At 48.3% G+C, this 17,902-nt stretch carries 15 protein-coding genes; 11 read left to right on the forward strand and 4 right to left on the reverse strand.

The window, feature by feature from the left end; translation table 11 throughout:
• The first annotated feature begins 137 nt into the window (after nucleotides 1-137).
• A complete protein-coding gene (locus ACV7NC_RS02055; RefSeq protein ID WP_458153783.1) occupies nucleotides 138-2,552 on the forward strand; it encodes a DNA internalization-related competence protein ComEC/Rec2 in 2,415 nt (804 codons plus the stop codon).
• 34 nt (nucleotides 2,553-2,586) lie between these two features.
• Entirely contained in the window at nucleotides 2,587-2,814 is a 228-nt protein-coding gene (locus ACV7NC_RS02060; protein ID WP_458153784.1) for a hypothetical protein, read from the forward strand.
• Nucleotides 2,815-3,091: 277 nt separating this feature from the next.
• Here ACV7NC_RS02060 and ACV7NC_RS02065 read toward each other — a convergent pair whose 3' ends face one another.
• Both ACV7NC_RS02065 and ACV7NC_RS02070 read right to left on the reverse strand, forming a co-directional pair.
• A complete protein-coding gene (locus tag ACV7NC_RS02065) occupies nucleotides 3,092-3,523 on the reverse strand; it encodes a glycine zipper family protein (RefSeq protein ID WP_458153785.1) in 432 nt (143 codons plus the stop codon).
• Between the two features lie 113 nt (nucleotides 3,524-3,636).
• Nucleotides 3,637-6,315: a bifunctional acetate--CoA ligase family protein/GNAT family N-acetyltransferase gene (locus tag ACV7NC_RS02070; RefSeq protein WP_458153787.1), complete on the reverse strand. Its 2,679-nt coding sequence runs from the start codon at nucleotides 6,313-6,315 to the stop codon at nucleotides 3,637-3,639.
• Nucleotides 6,316-6,596: 281 nt separating this feature from the next.
• Here ACV7NC_RS02070 and ACV7NC_RS02075 point away from each other — a divergent pair, with 281 nt between their 5' ends.
• Nucleotides 6,597-7,148 (forward strand): cytochrome c oxidase assembly protein, encoded by a 552-nt coding sequence (locus ACV7NC_RS02075; protein WP_458153788.1) that lies wholly within the window; start codon nucleotides 6,597-6,599, stop codon nucleotides 7,146-7,148.
• Nucleotides 7,149-7,210: 62 nt separating this feature from the next.
• On the opposite strand, the gene ACV7NC_RS02080 is transcribed toward ACV7NC_RS02075, so the two are convergent.
• A complete protein-coding gene (locus tag ACV7NC_RS02080) occupies nucleotides 7,211-8,284 on the reverse strand; it encodes a cytochrome-c peroxidase (RefSeq protein WP_458153789.1) in 1,074 nt (357 codons plus the stop codon).
• 407 nt (nucleotides 8,285-8,691) lie between these two features.
• On the opposite strand from ACV7NC_RS02080, the gene ACV7NC_RS02085 reads away from it, so the two are divergent.
• The 3 genes from ACV7NC_RS02085 to ACV7NC_RS02095 all read left to right on the forward strand — a co-directional run bounded on the left by ACV7NC_RS02085 (nucleotide 8,692) and on the right by ACV7NC_RS02095 (nucleotide 10,721).
• Nucleotides 8,692-9,405, forward strand: coding sequence for a Spy/CpxP family protein refolding chaperone (locus ACV7NC_RS02085; RefSeq protein WP_458153790.1), 714 nt, complete (start codon nucleotides 8,692-8,694; stop codon nucleotides 9,403-9,405).
• A 102-nt stretch (nucleotides 9,406-9,507) separates the two neighbouring features.
• Nucleotides 9,508-10,245 (forward strand): ZIP family metal transporter, encoded by a 738-nt coding sequence (locus ACV7NC_RS02090; protein ID WP_458153791.1) that lies wholly within the window; start codon nucleotides 9,508-9,510, stop codon nucleotides 10,243-10,245.
• A 2-nt stretch (nucleotides 10,246-10,247) separates the two neighbouring features.
• The gene (locus ACV7NC_RS02095) at nucleotides 10,248-10,721 is read left to right on the forward strand and encodes a ferritin-like domain-containing protein (RefSeq protein ID WP_458153792.1); all 474 of its coding nucleotides are present in this window, start codon (nucleotides 10,248-10,250) and stop codon (nucleotides 10,719-10,721) included.
• Between the two features lie 348 nt (nucleotides 10,722-11,069).
• Here the strand turns inward: ACV7NC_RS02095 and ACV7NC_RS02100 are convergent, their stop codons facing one another.
• Complete coding sequence (locus ACV7NC_RS02100) at nucleotides 11,070-11,936, reverse strand: MBL fold metallo-hydrolase (protein ID WP_458153793.1); 867 nt, start codon at nucleotides 11,934-11,936, stop codon at nucleotides 11,070-11,072.
• A 307-nt stretch (nucleotides 11,937-12,243) separates the two neighbouring features.
• On the opposite strand from ACV7NC_RS02100, the gene ACV7NC_RS02105 reads away from it, so the two are divergent.
• From ACV7NC_RS02105 to ACV7NC_RS02125, 5 genes are all read left to right on the forward strand, one after another.
• Nucleotides 12,244-13,932 carry a TIGR01244 family sulfur transferase gene (locus ACV7NC_RS02105; RefSeq protein ID WP_458153794.1) on the forward strand — a complete coding sequence of 563 codons (1,689 nt, stop codon included), beginning with the start codon at nucleotides 12,244-12,246 and terminating at the stop codon, nucleotides 13,930-13,932.
• Between the two features lie 8 nt (nucleotides 13,933-13,940).
• Nucleotides 13,941-14,762 (forward strand): sulfite exporter TauE/SafE family protein, encoded by an 822-nt coding sequence (locus ACV7NC_RS02110; protein ID WP_458153795.1) that lies wholly within the window; start codon nucleotides 13,941-13,943, stop codon nucleotides 14,760-14,762.
• Between the two features lie 203 nt (nucleotides 14,763-14,965).
• A complete protein-coding gene (locus ACV7NC_RS02115; RefSeq protein ID WP_458153796.1) occupies nucleotides 14,966-15,475 on the forward strand; it encodes a DUF1269 domain-containing protein in 510 nt (169 codons plus the stop codon).
• A gap of 119 nt (nucleotides 15,476-15,594) precedes the next feature.
• Nucleotides 15,595-16,770, forward strand: a complete 1,176-nt coding sequence (locus tag ACV7NC_RS02120) for a glutaredoxin family protein (protein ID WP_458153797.1) — start codon at nucleotides 15,595-15,597, stop codon at nucleotides 16,768-16,770.
• Between the two features lie 87 nt (nucleotides 16,771-16,857).
• Complete coding sequence (locus ACV7NC_RS02125; RefSeq protein ID WP_458153798.1) at nucleotides 16,858-17,874, forward strand: IS110 family RNA-guided transposase; 1,017 nt, start codon at nucleotides 16,858-16,860, stop codon at nucleotides 17,872-17,874.
• Nucleotides 17,875-17,902 lie beyond the last annotated feature (28 nt).

Raw genomic sequence — 17,902 nt, forward strand, 5'->3', positions numbered from 1 at the left:
AATAACCTGAGGCTTTAATTACTAAGTGTCGATATTTTTTTCTTTGAGAGAACTTTATCAATAGATTACCAGAAACCAAGCGGCTCGCATTTGTAATCGGTGTTTGATTCTGATTCAAACAGGGAAGAGGTGACAAGTTGTTTTGGCAATTAAATATTCTTGCATTTGTAGTTGGCACTTCTCTGTTACAGCAACAAGCTGATTTGCCTGCCGCCGATAAAGCTGGGTGGCTGTTACCGGTACTATTGTTACTTGCATTGCTCTGGCGTTCACAGTCTAAGATTGGAATTGCAGTTGTAAGAGCCTTGATCTGGATTCTCATCGGAATAGCCGGTTTTTTCTGGGCAGCCACAGTTGCTCACTGGCGCTTATCCGACCATTTGCCGGAAAGCTGGGAACGGCGTGATATCCAAGTAATTGGTGTAATCGCCAGTGTTCCCAGCCCGAACGAGTTAGGTACGCGCTTTTATCTTGATATTGAAAAAATTATTACAGAAGAGGCAGTCGTGCCTCAACGCGTGGCGCTGACTTGGTATAAGGAATCTTTACAAGCTAATCGACAAGCAGAACATCCAGTGCCTCAGGCCGGTGAAAGGTGGCAATTGACCGTGCGGCTTAAGCGACCCCATGGTAATGCTAATCCACATGGTTTTGATTACGAGGTATGGGCATTGGAACGAAACATCAGAGCCATGGGGTATGTTCGAAAATCCGATGAGAACCACCGTCTGGACAAGCTGGTTTTCAAGCCACGCTATTTGATAGAAAAAGTCCGTGAGACTATTCAGCAGAATCAGATCCATTATCTGGCTGACCGACCCTATGCGGGAATCTTGAGCACATTGGCGACAGGCGACCAGTATCGGATTCCACGTGAACAATGGCAAGTGTTGATACGAACTGGTACGAGTCACTTAATGGCTATTTCTGGTTTACATATCACAATGGTTTCCAGTTTGATTTTTGGATTGGTTTATTGGTTATGGCGCTGGAATTCTTACCTGACGCTGAGAATTCCCGCTAGGCGAGCAGCGGTTCTAGCGGGGTTGATCGCCGCTTTCGGGTATGCGCTGATATCTGGTTTCGCAATTCCGGCACAGCGTGCATTTTGTATGTTGACAGTGATAGCCATCGCTATCTGGAGGGGACGGCAAAATTCTGCAAGCGGGATTCTGGCGTGGGCGTTATTTTGGGTTGTATTACTGGATCCATGGGCGACTATTTCTCCTGGGTTTTGGTTATCATTCGGTGCAGTTGCCATAATTATGCTGGTAACAGTCGGACGACTCGGAAAATTTCATTGGTTGCAAGGGTGGTTACGGATACAGTGGGCGATTACACTCGGTCTGATACCAGTCCTTTTAGCACTGTTTCAGCAAATATCGCTGGTGTCGCCCATTGCGAATGCGATTGCCATACCGTTAATCAGCTTGGCAGTTGTCCCGCTCACGTTAGTTGCTATTATCTTGCCATTCGAGTTTCTGTTGCATGTGGCTCATAGCGCATTAGTTGTTGTGATGAGTTTTCTCAATTTTCTCAGTGAATTCCCGCAGGCGGTATGGTTGCAACACTCCCCTCCGTTTTGGACGATAGTAACTGGTTTTATCGGGGTTCTTTGGATACTGTTGCCAGGCGGCATTGGCGGTTTGGGATGGTTAAGAGGATTTCCTGCCCGTTGGTTAGGCTTCTTGGCCATGTTACCTATGTTCTTGGTGCAATTGCCGAAACCCAAAGCAGGCGAATTATGGCTCACAGTCTTAGATGTTGGACAGGGATTGGCAGTTGTTGCGCGTACCGAACAACATGCTTTACTGTTCGATACTGGCCCGAAACTGGGAGAAACTGATAGCGGCCGACGTATTATTGTGCCTTTTTTGTACAGCGAAGGGATACGGCGATTGGATGTTTTAATGGTATCTCATGCTGATTCAGATCACAGCGGCGGGGCGTTGTCGGTATTGGCAGGAATACCTGTAGAAAAGGTATATTCGTCGCTAGATCCTGATCATCCGATCCGGCAATCCGCCTCCAGCAACTTGTTGTGCCATGTTCCCCAAACTTGGCAGTGGGATGGCGTGCAATTTGAAGTGTTGCATCCATTAAAAAAGGATTATCTAACGTTAAAAGGTAGAAATAATAAAAATAATTGTGTATTAAAAATTACCACTGCACATGGCAGTGTGCTGCTGCCAGCTGATATTGAAAGCATAGACGAACAGGCTATTCTTGCAAGAAGCCCCGATAATTTGGCAGCAACGGCATTGATTGCGCCGCATCATGGCAGCATGACGTCATCGACCGATGCATTTGTTAAGAGCGTAAATCCTGTGGTGACAGTTTTCACAGTTGGCTATCTAAATCGCTACGGCCATCCAAACAACGCGGTTACACAACGTTATCGCCACTTAGGTAGCAAATTAATGAGAAGCGATCGAGATGGCGCTGTTATATTACGTTTTGCAGATCAACAATTAGTGATTGATAGTTGGAGAAATTTATATCGGCGATATTGGCATCAGCGCTTTCCTGAATATGACAAACCTGATATGTGAAAAAAACTATCGATGTTTTTAAGGAAGCGCTTACATGGACACCACCCGATTTGCAAGTGTGCAAAGTGTGCATTGTCCTTGTCTTGTTATTCAGTCCAGTGGGCAGAAAGTGACCGATCCGCAGCGGATAAAAGCCGCATCGAGTGTCATTGAGCATGTCGCATTTATCGAAGTGGAATCAGAGCATTGGATACCACCGGCTACCCAACCGGAGAAATTGTGTCAGTTAATTGATAACCGGGTTCTAAACAAACAAAGTTAAAGTAAGCTAACTATCTAAATGGATACAGGAAATAACTTTGGTTGCCAAAGAAAGTGAATTGCGCTTCACCGGTTATTAAGTGATACTATCGAAACGGTAGATACAAACGGACAAACGCTATGGACGAAGAAACGAAAGCATTGCTGCGCAATATTACGCATCATCTTAAATGGGTCATTGTTTTGCTGATAGGGATATTGGCATTACTGGTAACCGAGAGAGCTGGCGGTTTTTAGGAAAAACCTGCCGTGCTGGAAAAATAACCAGCGCATTTCAGCTATTGCCAGCCGGTTACTTCATATCCCTTTTCTTGCAAACAACGCGATACAAAGTTGATATACGCTTGATTGGGTTTTGAAGTTCTTGAGGAAAAAAATAAAGCTCTGAGGAGTCCTGCGGTGGCACCACTGGCTGCACCGATGAGCGAGCCTTGACCGGCTGCTCCATAAATTGCACCACCTACAGCACCGCTCGCCGCGCCAACACCAGCGCCCATCGCCGTGCCGGTCGCAACATTAGCCAATTGCCCGGTACCTTCCTTGGCTCCCGCCGATTCTGCTAATTCTTTGCAAGCTTCGATATCGCTTTCAGCTGCTTGTTTACCGACCGATAAAAAATGCGAATTCGGGTATATGACCGGACCGGTTGTGGAGCAAGCGGATAAACTCATTATTATCAATATAGGCATCGATATTGTCAGTATTTTCATCGCTGTAATCCTTGGTTTCTTTGAATATGCAGATAATTTTAAGTCAGTATAGCTGGATTTATGAAAATCTATCAAAAAGAATCATGTCATCAAGTGCAGTAACGTAAATTATTTCAAAGCTGTTTGACTATCTGCATGATCGATACATCTTCGGCGCTAACCGTTATTTCAAATCCCAATCGTCGAACGAGTTCCAGCATGGCGTGATTGGCTTCCAGCACTTCGCCTTCCATGACACCGATTCCTTTGGCGCGGGCGGCATCGAACAAGCAGTTCATGAGCTTGTTGCCAATCCCTTTATTCTGCCACTCATCAGCGACTACCAATGCGAACTCGCAAGACTGACCATCGGCGCTGGCAATATAGCGGCATACGCCGAGTTCTTTTTCCCGGCTATCTTGTTGCAACACGGCGATCAGTGCCAGTTCCCGGTCGTAATCGATTTGCGTGAAGCGTACCAGCATGGTCTGCGAGAGCTCCTGCAGTGTATCCATAAAACGGAAATATTTGGATTCCGCAGATAATCCGCGAACAAAATCCTGCTCCATCTCCGCGTCTTCCGGACGGATGGGGCGGATTGTCAGATCGGTGCCATCCGTTAATTGCCAGTGTGTGATCAGGTGGGTTGGATACGGATGGATGGCCATATGTGCATAGCGATCAGCCGATGGTGGCAAATAATCGACGATGGTGCGGGCATCGACTGCACATGCGCCATGCTCATCGACGATTAGCGGATTGATATCCATTTCCTTGATCCAAGGTAATTCACACACCATTTCCGCTACGCGCAGTAGCACATTTTCCAGTGCCGCCATTTCGATGGGCGGCATCTGGCGGAAGTGGCCAAGTAATTTCGCGATGCGCGTGCGTTGTATCATGTCTTTCACCAGAAAACTGTTCAATGGCGGCAGGGCGACAGCGCGATCACCGAGAACTTCCACCAGCACGCCACCGGCCCCGAACGTAATCACCGGACCGAAAACCGTATCGGTCGTAACACCCACCATCAGTTCCCGGCCATTGGGTTTAATCACCATTGGTTCGATGACAATTCCGTCAATGCGTGCGTTAGGGCTGTATCTTTGCACTGATTGAATGATTTCATGGTAAGCCGACCGTACCGCTTGTGCATTACCGACATTGAGGCGGATGCCGCCGGCATCGGATTTATGGGTAATATCGGGGGAATTGATTTTCATCACTACTGGAAAGCCCAACTCTTCAGCTATTATTAGTGCCTCGTTCGGTGATCGGGCGATCAGCGCTTTGGCAATCGGTATGCGAAATGCTGCCAAAATGGCTTTGGATTCGACTTCACTCAAGATTTTCCGATGATCTGCCAATGCGCTTTCAATCAGCAAGCGAGCACCTTCCTCGTCGGGTTCGCTATGATGAGCAAGCGGTCCCGGTGTCTGCAGCAGCAATTGCTGGTTTTGATAATAAGCAGAAATAAACGAGAACACTTCTACAGCAGGCTCAGGCGTTCGGAAATTGGGTATTTTTGCTAGATCAAACGCTTGCCTGCTTTCGGCGACTTGCGCTTCGCCCATCCAGCAAGCAATCAGCGGCTTGTTGAATTTCGCTGCGACATCGATAACTGTGTGAGCCACGGCAAGTGGCTGCGTCATCGCTTGGGGTGTCAGAATGACCAGCACACCGTCGACACCATCGTCTTGCATGCAACAGGTAATCGCATGCTGATAACGCTCAGCGGTCGCGTCGCCGATGATATCGAGCGGATTGGCGTGGGACCATGTATCTGGCAATTGGGTGTTAAGTTGCTTGATCGTTACATCGGAAAGCGTTGCGATTGTTACACCCAGGTCGGTTGCCCGATCCGCTGCCATGACGCCTGGTCCGCCGCCATTGGTTACGATTGCCAATCGATTACCACTAGGATGGAGATGGGTCGAGAGCGTTTTGGCTGCGGAAAATAGTTGTACGATGGTCTCTACCCGTACGACCCCCGCGCGTTGCAGTGCTGCGTCAAACACATCGTCCGATCCGACCAATGCACCGGTATGCGAGAATGCTGCGGCAGAACCGGTTGAGTGGCGCCCCGCTTTGACGATAAAAATCGGCTTAATCCTGGCAGCAGCGCGCAAGGCGCTCATAAAACTTCGGGCGCGCTGAATACCCTCGATATACAGCAAAATACTTTCGGTGTGCCGGTCAGTCGCCAGATAATCGAGTATTTCGCCAAAATCCAAGCTGGCAGCCGCGCCCATCGAAATGATGCAGGAGAAACCGACATCGTTCGGTTTTGCCCAATCCATAATTGCGGTGCAGAAAGCGCCCGATTGCGAAATCAATGCTAGATTTCCCGCTTGAACGCTACCTTTGCTGAACGTGGCATTTAAACCGGATGCCGGACATAAAATGCCGAGGCAATTGGGGCCGATCAGTCGCATGCCGTACCGCCTCGCGTTTTGAATCACCGCGCGCTCCAAAGCAGCTCCCTGCGGCCCGGTTTCGCGGAATCCGGCAGACAATATCAAGGCAAAGCGCACACCGTGTTTGCCGCATGACTCAACAATATCGGGTACTAGAGCGGCGCGGGTGATGATGACTGCCAGATCCACCGGCGTATCAATTTGCTCGATACTGGCATAAGCCCGCTGGCCTTGAATCTCATCGTGATTGGGGTTTACTGCGTAGAGTTTGCCTTGAAAACCATTATCCAACATATTGCGGAACACCACGCCACCGACCGAATTTTCGCGATTGCTGGCGCCGATTACCGCAACCGACTGAGGATGAAACATAGCGTGGAGGTAGTGTCTGTTCACCGGAAAGTCCTTAAGGCAACCCAATGTTTATTCATATAATTAATATGATTATTTCAGATAATTAATATTATTCTTAAATTTATTGGTTTTTATAGAAACTTTGATCATAGCGATTTATCAAATGGGCGTGTATTAGGATTCTAGGCTATTGATGGTTAAAGTGCTTTTCCAGAATGAAGAATCTAAAAATAACACAAAATAGCAGAGTTTCCGGATACAAAAAATGTGGTTGATTCAAATAAATTGTAAGAGTCGTCATAATTTCTGAAAAGGATAACGCAATGAACGCTTGGGATCGTGACACAACGACGGATCATTTCAGTGACGCCAATAGAACGATACGAAAAAAGTTAGTATTTTTTACGTTTGTAATGTTTGGTTTCGGTTATGCGCTTGTTCCGATGTATGAAAAATTTTGTGAAGTAGCGGGAATCAATAATCAGCGCATAACGGCAGTTGTTGAAAATGCGGCTAACATTGACACGTCACGGATAATTGCAATTGAACTGGATACCAATGTTCGCGGTATGCTATGGAAATTTAAGCCGCTACAAACCAAAATTAATACTCATCCTGGCGAACTGGTCGAAGTGATGTATGAAATAAAAAATGAATCCGATCATGAGATCACAGGAAAAGCTGTACCCAGTTACAGCCCACGAAACCTAGACCAATACTTAACAAAGATCGAATGCTTTTGCTTTACCATGCAAACCCTCAAACCGCATGAAGCAAAACAATTGCCGGTTAAGTTTTTTATAAACCCGCGATTACCTGCCGGGATTGATACGGTCACAATTTCTTATACGTTCTTCGCACAGGGTGAGAGCTGAGTGCAAAAAAATACCCCCGCAACAAAGTTTTGCGGGGGTATTTGGTTTTAAGCAAAAATAGCTTACTTAGCTTTGCTGGTTAATGAACCCAGGAAAGCTTTAACATCCTCGACAAATCCAGGGCCGACTTCGCGGCCTAGCTGATGTTCCGCCATCTCTTCAATGGCTTGTTCCAGCGTGGCGACGGAACCGTCATGGAAATAAGGGCCGGTTTTGGCGATGTTTCTCAGGCTTGGTACTTTAAACACCTTTTTATCGGTTTCCAGACCGGTTACCTCGTATCTGCCGAGATCTTTGGTTTCATACGGTTCTACCAGTCCGATTTTTTTGTACGAATTTCCGCCGATGGCTACACCGTTATGGCAATTAGCGCATCCCATGTGGATAAATTTTTGCAAACCGCGTTTCTCGGCGTCATTCAAGGCTTTTTCATCACCTTTGAGATAATCATCGAAGCGTGAAGGTGTTAAGAGCGTGCGCTCGAAAGCACCAATCGCTTTGCCGATATTCTTGTATTGAATCGGATCTTTTTCACCCTTGAAAGCTTCGGCAAACAGGGTTTTGTATTCGTCGATTTTTTTCAGCTTGTTGACCACAGCTTCTTCGCTGGGCATGCCCATTTCGATCGGATTCAGAATCGGACCGAGTGCCTGCTCTTCAACATCCTTGGCGCGCCCATCCCAGAATTGAGCGATATGCAGCGCGGCGTTGAAAGTAGTCGGAGAATTCCTGCCACCGCGTGTGCCGTCATGCCCGGGCGAGGTGGGTTGGCTATCGACGCCGAAGTTGGTCAACTGATGACAGGAATTGCAAGAAATCGTGTCATTGATTGAAAGCCGGGGATCGAGATACAGTTTTTTGCCGAGCGCGATTAAAGCGGCATGTTTCTTCTCATCGATGATCGACGCTGGCAGCGGTTCGAAAAAATGTTTCAGCGTGGCTTTGTCGAGTTTATGGTGCCCGCCATGCATCATCATTCCACCCATGCCACCCATGCCACCCATGCCGTGATGATCGCCGCCGTGCATATCGCCATGCTGATCGCTTTTTTTCTGCGTTTCACCTTCATGATTATGCCCGCCTTGTGCATAACTGTAGGAACTGACTATCAATGCTAAAAATAAGAATACTTTCATAGAGACCTCCAAAAGTTAAACGTTAACACTCCGGTCAACAAAAATGCTTCTTGGCCTAAAACCTTGGGCTGAAGAGAGTTGGCCGACTGTCCAGTATACCCAGATTGTATTTGGTTTAGGTGAAGAGTTACACAATTATGATTAAGTAAGATGAAGATTGAAGGAGCTCCGAGAAATTTGCTGCGTGATTCCCTGGTTACCCGGATAAATGGCTTATTTTCGATTTGACTGCACTTTGGTATAAATTTACAGTCTGATACTGGTGCTTTGTGCAAGCGGTTACGCTGAAAGCAGCAATCACGGCATGGTGGTTTTTGGTTTTATACGAAACTTCCCGACCATTGCCAGCACTTCATCTTCATGATCATCAATCATTGACAGTCTTAATTCTTTAAGGAGGTAACTGCATGTTCAATAAAAAACAATCTATCGTTACTGCGGCGATTTCAGCGCTCTTCATTGCAGGCTATGCGCCTGTTCTTCCAGCGAACGATATCGTTATTGCCCAAGCACATCAGCAAAGTCAAGAAAAAGCAAACGCTCAGCATGGCAGCGGCGAGCACGGGGAAGATCATCAACAAGGTGGCGGGCAGCACCGGCATGGTCGCGGTGGCCATGGTGATGATCACCAAGGAGATGAGAGCAAGGATAAAGGCAGTCACGGCAAAGATAAAAGCAAGAATGATCAACATGGTGATGGCGGGCATGGTCATTCGAAAAAAAGTGAGCATGATTATGCGCATGTGATTATTTCGCATACCGTTGTGCTGAAGTTAACCGACGAGCAATTAGGAAAGATTGTTCGGTTGCACTTAAAAAATAAAGATGCGCACGAAAAGCTCAAACACCGGTTGAAAGAAGGCATGCAAGCCTTTCAGCAAGAAAACATGAATCCGGGCGCGAGTGACGAGCAGTTGCGTAAGTTAGGAAAAAATCATATCAATGATTTCAATGCGATGATCGAACATCACATTAAAGTACGTCAGGCCATCCAAGCGGTTCTATCGGATCAGCAAAAAGCGCTATTGAAATCCATCAAAACAGATCACGATCATGATTCGCATGGTAATGATAAGGGCAAAAGTAAAAGCGGTCATGGCGGCAGCCATGGAAGTCATTAGATTTTAAAAAATTTCATAAAAATTCAACGCGTTAATGGTTGGATCGCTGGCAGTATCACTCAAGTCAAGTGATCAGATCGGCTTGGATTCTTCATTGATGAAATGCTGTCGTTAATCATAATATTCAGTATCATAGGCAGTATCGGGGCAGTCGCCGGTGCTGCCTTGATTCTGCTTCTTCCGGAACGCATACGAACGGTCCTTGTTCCATGTTTGATCAGTTACGCAACCGGCACACTTCTTGGCGCTGCTTTCCTTGGTATGATTCCAGCCAGTTTGAATCAGGCATCTGCTATTCCGGTTATGACGACGGTTTTGGCGGGTATTGTTTCATTTTTTGTATTCGAGAAATTCGCGCTATGGCATCACTGTCATGCAAACCAATGTGAAACGCATGGGCGTGCCGGTCCGCTTATTCTCATCGGTGACGCTTTTCATAACTTCGTGGATGGTATTGTTATTGCCACCGCCTTTCTCACGTCCATACCGCTCGGTATTGCGGCTGCGTTTGCTGTAATTGCGCATGAAGTTCCGCAGGAAATCGGGGATTTTGCGATCTTGCTTAACAACGGCTATGAACAGCGGCAAGCATTGCTGTTAAATAGCTTATCTGCCGCCACGACTGTGCCCGGTGCGTTGCTGGCTTATTTCTGGCACGCGGAAATGCTTGACATCGCACCGTATATCTTAGCGTTCTCAGCGGCTAGCTTTATCTACATCGCCATTGCTGATCTCATTCCGGGACTGCACCTGCAGGGAACGCCCGGTGCCGCGGTACGACAGCTGCTGCTACTGCTCGCAGGAATCGGCACCATTGTTTTTTTTCATTTTGGAGGTTGATCATGAACCAATTGACTCAAACAGACATCCGCGTACTGCACGAAGCACTTGATGATGAATACCGCTCATGGGTAACGTATGATGAAGTGATTGCCGATTTTGGTAATATTAAGCCATTCAGTAATATCCGGGATGCGGAAGCGCGTCATATTGAAGCTCTGTGCAGGCTATTCGTGCACTACGGATTATCCGTTCCAGAAAATCCTTGGCCTGGAAAAGTCGCGCACTATCCTGATCTTCAGGCAGCCTGCGAAGCGGCAGCCGCGGCTGAAATCACAAATGCTGCAATGTATGACCGGTTGCTTTTGGCAACGCAGCAGCCGAAGATATCCGCAGTTCTTCAAAATTTAAAGACTGCTTCGCAGAATCAGCACCTTCCGGCTTTTCAGCAATGCGCGCAATCTTATGGAAATAATCCACGGAGTTCATATGGAAACCGTTATGGCAAGGGCAATTGCCGGAGCGGAAATAAATAATTCCGAAGCTCATGACGTATCATTCATTCTGATAGTCAAAAGAAATAACGAGTTTCAAGAAATTAAATCCTGATCGGACAGAACCCGCATCGAATTTGCTTTGTATATGCTTTAGGGAAACGCTGATTAATTGACAGCACGAGCGAATCACTTCGTTACGCGGTACTCGCATCCTCGCCTATCTTGTTGATATGTCTCGGTTGTTGCGCTCCGTGCGCCTCGTGCTTCCTCTCGTTCGCCGAATTAATCAGCGTTTCCTTAGGTTATTGGCTTGTTTTATATCAGCTTTCCTTAATTGCAGTTTACTCTGACGGTCTTATCAGATTTGATAAGACCGCAGGTTTTACATTATCGTCCGATTACATTGACCGGTATTTTGAAATAAACAATCCCATTATCTTCCGGCGGCGGCATTTGACCTGCCCGGACATTCAATTGAATCGAAGGCAACAGCAGTACCGGCGCTTCCAGTGTCGCGTCTCGCGCGGTGCGCATTGCAAGAAATTCATCTTCGGTAACGCCATCATGTACATGAATATTATGCAATCGTTCTTCGGCGACCGTGCTTTGCCATTGAGCCGGACGATCTTTGGGAGGATAGTCATGGCACATGAATAATCTTGTTTCTGCCGGAAAATCAAGTATTTTACGAATGGATCGGTAAAGCTGGCGGGCATCGCCCCCCGGGAAATCGGCGCGCGCGGTACCGACATCCGGCATGAAAAGCGTGTCACCGATGAAGATCGCATCGTCGAATTGGTACGCCATGTCGGCGGGTGTGTGCCCCGGAGCGGCAATAGCTTTAGCATTGAGTTTACCGACATTGAATAGCTCGCCGTCTGCGAAAAGATGGTCGAATTGACTGCCGTCCGTTGCAAATCCGGTTTCCAGGTTGAATAGCTTCTTGAAAACCTTCTGTACCTCGGGAATATGGCCGCCAATGGCGGTTTTTCCGTCCAGCTTTTCCTTTAAATAGTGCGCTGCGGTAAGATGATCGGCATGTGCGTGTGTTTCCAGCAGCCAACTTACGGTTAAGTGCCGCTCGTTGATGAATGCCATCAATTTATCCGCCGATGTGGTTTTGGTTCTGCCCGATTTTGGATCATAATCAAGAACGGGATCGATAATTGCACAATGTCCCTTGGGTTCATCGTACACAACATAACTGACGGTCCATGTAGCTGGATCAAAAAATGCTTCGATATTGGGTCGCATGCTGATTTCCTTTTTAAAGTTAAATATTCTATTGCAATGATATATTTTATTATGTATTATTATTTTGTCAATAAAGTGGTTTGAATGAATCGCGCAATTTTGACGCGGGAAGATCATTAAGCTCTCGCTTATCGGGTTATGAGTTCGGGATATTGGTTGTTGTTTCTTGCATTACCTTCAAATAATAAAGATGAATGACTAATTTTTAGTATAACAATCAGCCACTGAATCAGTTTTTGTACAAACAGCCGTACCGGAAATACCGGGAGTTGATACGATCTGAATCGACGCATTCTGGAGGAAGAAAATGAATATTATCACTAAGGAACTGGATGGGAAATTGTCGGTGACCGGTCAAATCACGGTTGAAGATTTGGCGGAAATTGCTGCGGCCGGTTATCAATCGGTTATCTGCAACCGACCGGATTACGAGGAAGGAACCACACAACCCGCCAGTGCGGAATTGGAAAAAGCGGCGCAATCGCTCGGCATAAAATTTGTTTATCTACCGGTCGCCATGGGACCGGTTTCCCTGGAAAAGAGTGAAGCATTCAACCGGCTGGTCGCGGAATTGCCGGGACCCGTCCTTGCGTATTGCAACTCCGGTAATCGTTCGCGGAAATTGTACGAATTGAGCAAGCAAATGCAAACCGCCGAAGGCGAAGATGAATCGGTCACGGCGGCTTGCAGTTGGACCGGTGAGGCGCTGGAAACGATTCATATTCCCCACTTGCCAAGCGATCAATCGGCTGCGGCGGCAGCCGCTTGCAACTGGGGTAATGCATTTGACATTGTCGTCATCGGCGGCGGCGCGGCGGGGATCGGTGTCGCAGCCAGCCTTTTGCATCGCCATTCCACGCTTCGCATCGCCATCGTCGAACCGAGCGATAAGCATTATTATCAACCAGCATGGACATTGGTGGGTGGCGGTGCTTACGATATCGAGGAAACGGTGCGGAACATGGCGGATGTCATTCCCCCGAAAGTGGAGTGGATACACGCGGCGGCAGCGGCATTCGATCCCGACAACAATTTGGTTAAACTGGCCGATGGCCGTTTCATCGGTTACCGGCATTTGATTGTTTGCCCGGGCATACGTTTGGCTTGGGAGAAGATCGAAGGTTTGCCGGAAACGCTCGGTAAAAATGGCGTAACTTCCAATTATCAATTCGAGTTAGCGCCTTATACCTGGTCGCTGACAAAAAATCTCAAAAGCGGCAAAGCCCTATTCACGCAGCCCCCGATGCCGATCAAATGCGCCGGCGCGCCGCAAAAAGCCATGTATTTGTCATGCGATTACTGGTTGCGTAACCGGGTGCTGGATAATATCGAGGTCGAGTTCAATACGGCGGGTGCGGTACTGTTTGGCGTCGCCGATTTCGTGCCGCCGCTGATGGAATATGTGAAACGCTATCATGCGCATCTGGTATTCAATTCCACGCTGGTGAAAGTCGACGGCGCCGCAAAAATTGCTTTTTTCGACATTAAGGATAGCGAGGGAAATGTGACGCGCATGGAAAAACCGTTCGATATGTTGCACGTGACGCCGCCTCAAGCAGCGCCGGATTTTATCCGGCAAAGCCCACTGGCCGATGCCGCCGGGTTTTGTGAAGTGAATCCCAAAACGTTGCAGCACGTGCGCTATGCGAATGTTTTTTCTTTAGGGGATGCGTGTTCCTCTCCCAATGCCAAAACCGCAGCGGCGGCCAGAAAGCAGGTCGTCATCGTGGCGGAAAACATTTTGGCTGCGCGAGAAGGGCGGGAATTGCCGGATGTATATGATGGCTACGGCGCTTGCCCTCTGACAGTGGAGAATGGCAAGGTGATCTTGGCCGAATTTGGTTTTGGCGGCAAATTAATGCCGACTTTTCCACTGAATCCGGTAGTGCCCAGGCGATTCGCCTGGTTGCTCAAAACCAAATTGTTTCCCTGGCTGTACTGGAACGGCATGCTGAAAGGCCGTGAATGGCTCACCCGATCAGCCGGCGTCAGCTGAGAAATCTTATGGAAACCTATTTAATCAGCGTACTGCCGGGTTTTCTGACGGGTATCGTGCTGGCATTGACGGGGGCGGGTGGTACCATTATCGCAGTGCCGCTGCTCATGTTCAGTTTGCATCTGACGATCGCGGAAGCCGCTCCCGTCGGATTGCTGGCTGTGAGTTTATCGGCCGGAATTGGCGCAGTGATCGCATTCCGGCAAAAGAAAGTGCGGTACCGCGCTGCCAGCTTGATTGCATTAACGGGCGCGCTGGCTGCCCCGGCAGGACTATGGGCCGCACAACATGTGCCCAATACGCCGTTGACTTTGTTATTCGCCGGCGTATTGATTTATGTTGCGATTCACATGTTCCGTCACAACCGGCTCGACGATGACGGTGATGTCAAAACCTCTGCCGGGCCGCCTTGCCGGATCAACGATATCGACGGGCGTTTGGCTTGGAATTTTCCATGCTTTAGAGTACTGGCCCTGTCAGGTACGATGGCAGGATTCTTATCAGGTTTGCTGGGAGTGGGAGGCGGCTTTGTCGTGGTGCCCGCGCTCAGAAAAGCCACGAATCTCGATATGCCATCAATCATGGCGACATCGCTGGCGATTATCGCCCTGATTTCTTCCGTTGGGGTAATTTCGTCGATATTGATTCATACCCTGCAATGGCCGGTCGCCATTCCGTTTTGCATTGGAACGGTTGCCGGCATGCTGCTGGGTAGAATGTTTGCCGCGCGCTTTGCCGGTCAGCGATTGCAACAAGGTTTTGCGATTTTGGCGATCGTTGTTGCGATTGCCCTGACGATCAAAGTAGCTTGGAATGTTTTTTCTTTTTAGCGCTGCGCGTTATAGCGGCAATTGGTTTTTTTATCAGTTTGTTTCTATGAGGAAATATCCGGGATGGCAACAATTTCCCGGGTTTTGGCAATGATTTAGGCGTAATATTGATCGGCATCAAGTTTTTACATAGGTTTGATTCTGATAATCTGAAAACGTGTAAGGCCTTTGTTGGAAAATTTTTAATCGAATAGGAGGGAATCATGCGTCGTATTTATTTCCTAGTCCCAGACATTACTATCACCAAGAAAATCGTTGATGATGTATTGCTGGCGAAAGTTGAAGAAAAACATATTCATGTGATTGCAAAACGTGGTACCCCGCTGGAAGATTTGCCGGAAGCGAATTTGCTGCAGAAATCCGATTTTATTCCGGCGGTAGAACAGGGATTGGCATTGGGGGGCGCGACCGGTTTGCTTGCCGGTCTGGTTGCGATTGCATTGCCGCCTGCTTCGACGGTAATCGCAGGCGGTGTGCTGCTGGCAACTACATTAGTCGGTGCCGGCGTGGGTTCTTGGCTGGGTGGCATGGTTGGCATGAATGTCGGCAACCGGCGAACCAAAGAATTCGAGGATGCAATCGAAGCCGGCGAACTATTGGTATTAGTCGATGTGCCTGCCGACCGGGTGACGGAGATTGAGACCCGCGTCAAACAGCATTTGCCACAAGTCGAAGTCGAGCAAACAGAACCGCGCGTTCCTGCGTTTCCATAATAATCTATCGAAGCGGAAGCCGGCTAGTAAAGCAGTTGCTGGCTTCCCGAAGCATCCCAAGTATTTTTCTTGAGTTATCCGAGAATGCTATTAGTAAAAATAGTGAATTAATGTTCAACATGCTTAACCAATTCCGGAATTTCCGGTTCCATTGGTCATTCTCGCCGGTTTTTTGCTTCTTCCTGATTTTTGGGGTACTGGCGCAACCGTCCCAAGCTGGTAACAATGATACATTGCCGGTTTTACAGTCATTCGATATTCATTCCAATACGCTTGAAGTTTTTGTCCGGGAAGGTTGTCCGCATTGCGCCAAGGCTAAGGAATTTCTGGCGGTATTGAGCAGCGAACGGCCGCAATTACGCATTGTGTATTTTTATGTCGACCGTGATCCCGGTGCACTGGACAAATTGTCGCGCTATTCACAAGCAGCCGACGTCTGGCCGCCCGGTGTGCCGACTTTCCGATTTAACGATCGTTTGATCGTTGGATTCGATACCGCTGAACGTACCGGTTCCGCTTTATTTTCCATGGTGGATGGAATGGCAACGGGCGTCAACAGGGTGGAATCAGCGCTGTTAGGAACGCTCGACGTGGATGATTTAGGATTGCCGTTGTTTACCTTGGCGATCGGTTTGCTTGATGGTTTCAATCCATGCGCGATGTGGGTATTGTTATTTTTACTGTCTTTATTGATTCATTTGCAAGACCGCAAAAAAATGGCAATGATCGCCGGTACTTTCGTACTGGCCAGCGGAATTGTTTATTACGCATTCATGGCCGCATGGCTCAATATTTTTTTATTGATCGGCTTTACCACGGCGTTGAGATGGGTTTTGGGCGGGGTTGCGCTAATGGTCGGTGGATTGAATGTCAAAGACTTTTTTGCGTGGAAGCAAGGTTTTTCTTTGTCTATTCCGGATTCCGCCAAGCCGGGATTGTATGCGCGGATGCGCGCGGTACTTGCTGCCGACCGCTTATTGCCTGCGGTGACCGCAGTTGCTGCGTTGGCTGTTCTGGTTAATTTTATCGAGCTGTTGTGCACTGCCGGTTTTCCGGCGATTTATACCGCGATTCTGGCACAGCAAGGATTGGATGCTACGGCTTATTATGCGTTTCTCGGTCTTTACATTCTCGGTTATATCGCTGACGATGCGCTGATGGTTTCAATCGCGGTCGTTGCGTTAAGTCATCGCAAACTGACCGAGCGTACCGGGCAATGGTTGAAACTTCTAAGTGGAGCGGTGATGCTGGGATTGGGATTTGCATTGATTCTAAAGCCGGAATGGCTGATTTAGCAGGCCAATGGAATGGACTCCTCCCACTCGACGGCATCGCAATGTGCCAAGCTAAAGATTTTAGCAATCAAAGAGAGGGAGGAGATTATGAATATAGCACGTATCGGAATTGATTTGGCGAAGCAGGTATTCCAGATTCATGGTGTGGATAGAACGGAGAAGGTACTGGTACGCAGGCAATTGCGCCGAACGCAGATGCTGGATTATTTCAGCAAACTGACGCCATGCCTGATTGGCATGGAAGCATGCGGGAGTGGGCATTACTGGGCGCGCGAACTGGGCAAGTTGGGTCATGAAGTTCGATTGATGGCACCGCAGTTTGTGAAACCTTACGTCAAGAGCGGCAAGAACGACGCCAATGATGCAGAGGCAATCTGTGAAGCTGTTGGCCGGCCGAACATGCGTTTTGTTGCGATCAAGACGGCCGAGCAGCAGGTTGTTCAGGCGGAACACCGCATCCGTGCCCGGCTGATCAAATCACGCACGGCGTTAAGCAATGAGATACGGGGTTTACTGGCCGAGTTTGGTATTGTGGTCGAAACATCGATTGGGAGATTGCGAAAGGCGTTGCCTGAGTTATTGGAAGGTAGTGAGAATGGGTTGCCGGGGAGTTTTCGTGTGTTGCTGGCCGGGCTTGGCGAGGAGTTGCGTGCACTGGATGATAGCATTATAGCCTTTGACGCCGGAATTGCCCAGAGAGCCCGTGAGGATGACCGCATCAGGCGGCTGCTTGAAGTAGAAGGGATTGGTCCGATTACTGCCAGTGCGCTGGTCGCGGCAGTGGGCAACGGCACACAGTTTAATAGTGGGCGGGACATGTCCGCATGGCTTGGTTTGACGCCGAGACAATATTCCAGCGGCGGCAAGAACAGGCTCGGCGGAATCAGTAAACGCGGCGACAAATATATGCGCATGCTGCTGATACACGGCGCCCGTGCTGCGCTTAATGCCGCAAAAAATAAAGAGGATGGACGAAGCCGCTGGGTAAAAAGTCTGGCTACGCGGCGCAACAAAAACATTGCAACAGTGGCGTTAGCCAATAAGAACGCACGTATTGCATGGTCGATATTGAGTCGTGGCGAGTCTTATAGGAAGGCAGCGTAGCGTCTTTCATGTAGTACAGCAAGTTTTG

Source organism: Nitrosomonas limosa, from assembly GCF_054188085.1.

Excerpts from the sequence above, each read along its gene's own strand:
- ACV7NC_RS02105 (WP_458153794.1), top strand. The coding sequence starts at position 12,244 with ATGAATATTATCACTAAGGAACTGGATGGGAAATTGTCGGTGACCGGT.
- ACV7NC_RS02100 (WP_458153793.1), bottom strand. The coding sequence starts at position 11,936 with ATGCGACCCAATATCGAAGCATTTTTTGATCCAGCTACATGGACCGTC.
- ACV7NC_RS02085 (WP_458153790.1), top strand. The coding sequence starts at position 8,692 with ATGTTCAATAAAAAACAATCTATCGTTACTGCGGCGATTTCAGCGCTC.
- ACV7NC_RS02110 (WP_458153795.1), top strand. The coding sequence starts at position 13,941 with ATGGAAACCTATTTAATCAGCGTACTGCCGGGTTTTCTGACGGGTATC.
- ACV7NC_RS02090 (WP_458153791.1), top strand. The coding sequence starts at position 9,508 with ATGCTGTCGTTAATCATAATATTCAGTATCATAGGCAGTATCGGGGCA.
- ACV7NC_RS02095 (WP_458153792.1), top strand. The coding sequence starts at position 10,248 with ATGAACCAATTGACTCAAACAGACATCCGCGTACTGCACGAAGCACTT.
- ACV7NC_RS02115 (WP_458153796.1), top strand. The coding sequence starts at position 14,966 with ATGCGTCGTATTTATTTCCTAGTCCCAGACATTACTATCACCAAGAAA.
- ACV7NC_RS02075 (WP_458153788.1), top strand. The coding sequence starts at position 6,597 with ATGAACGCTTGGGATCGTGACACAACGACGGATCATTTCAGTGACGCC.
- ACV7NC_RS02065 (WP_458153785.1), bottom strand. The coding sequence starts at position 3,523 with ATGAAAATACTGACAATATCGATGCCTATATTGATAATAATGAGTTTA.
- ACV7NC_RS02120 (WP_458153797.1), top strand. The coding sequence starts at position 15,595 with ATGCTTAACCAATTCCGGAATTTCCGGTTCCATTGGTCATTCTCGCCG.
- ACV7NC_RS02125 (WP_458153798.1), top strand. The coding sequence starts at position 16,858 with ATGAATATAGCACGTATCGGAATTGATTTGGCGAAGCAGGTATTCCAG.
- ACV7NC_RS02060 (WP_458153784.1), top strand. The coding sequence starts at position 2,587 with ATGGACACCACCCGATTTGCAAGTGTGCAAAGTGTGCATTGTCCTTGT.
- ACV7NC_RS02080 (WP_458153789.1), bottom strand. The coding sequence starts at position 8,284 with ATGAAAGTATTCTTATTTTTAGCATTGATAGTCAGTTCCTACAGTTAT.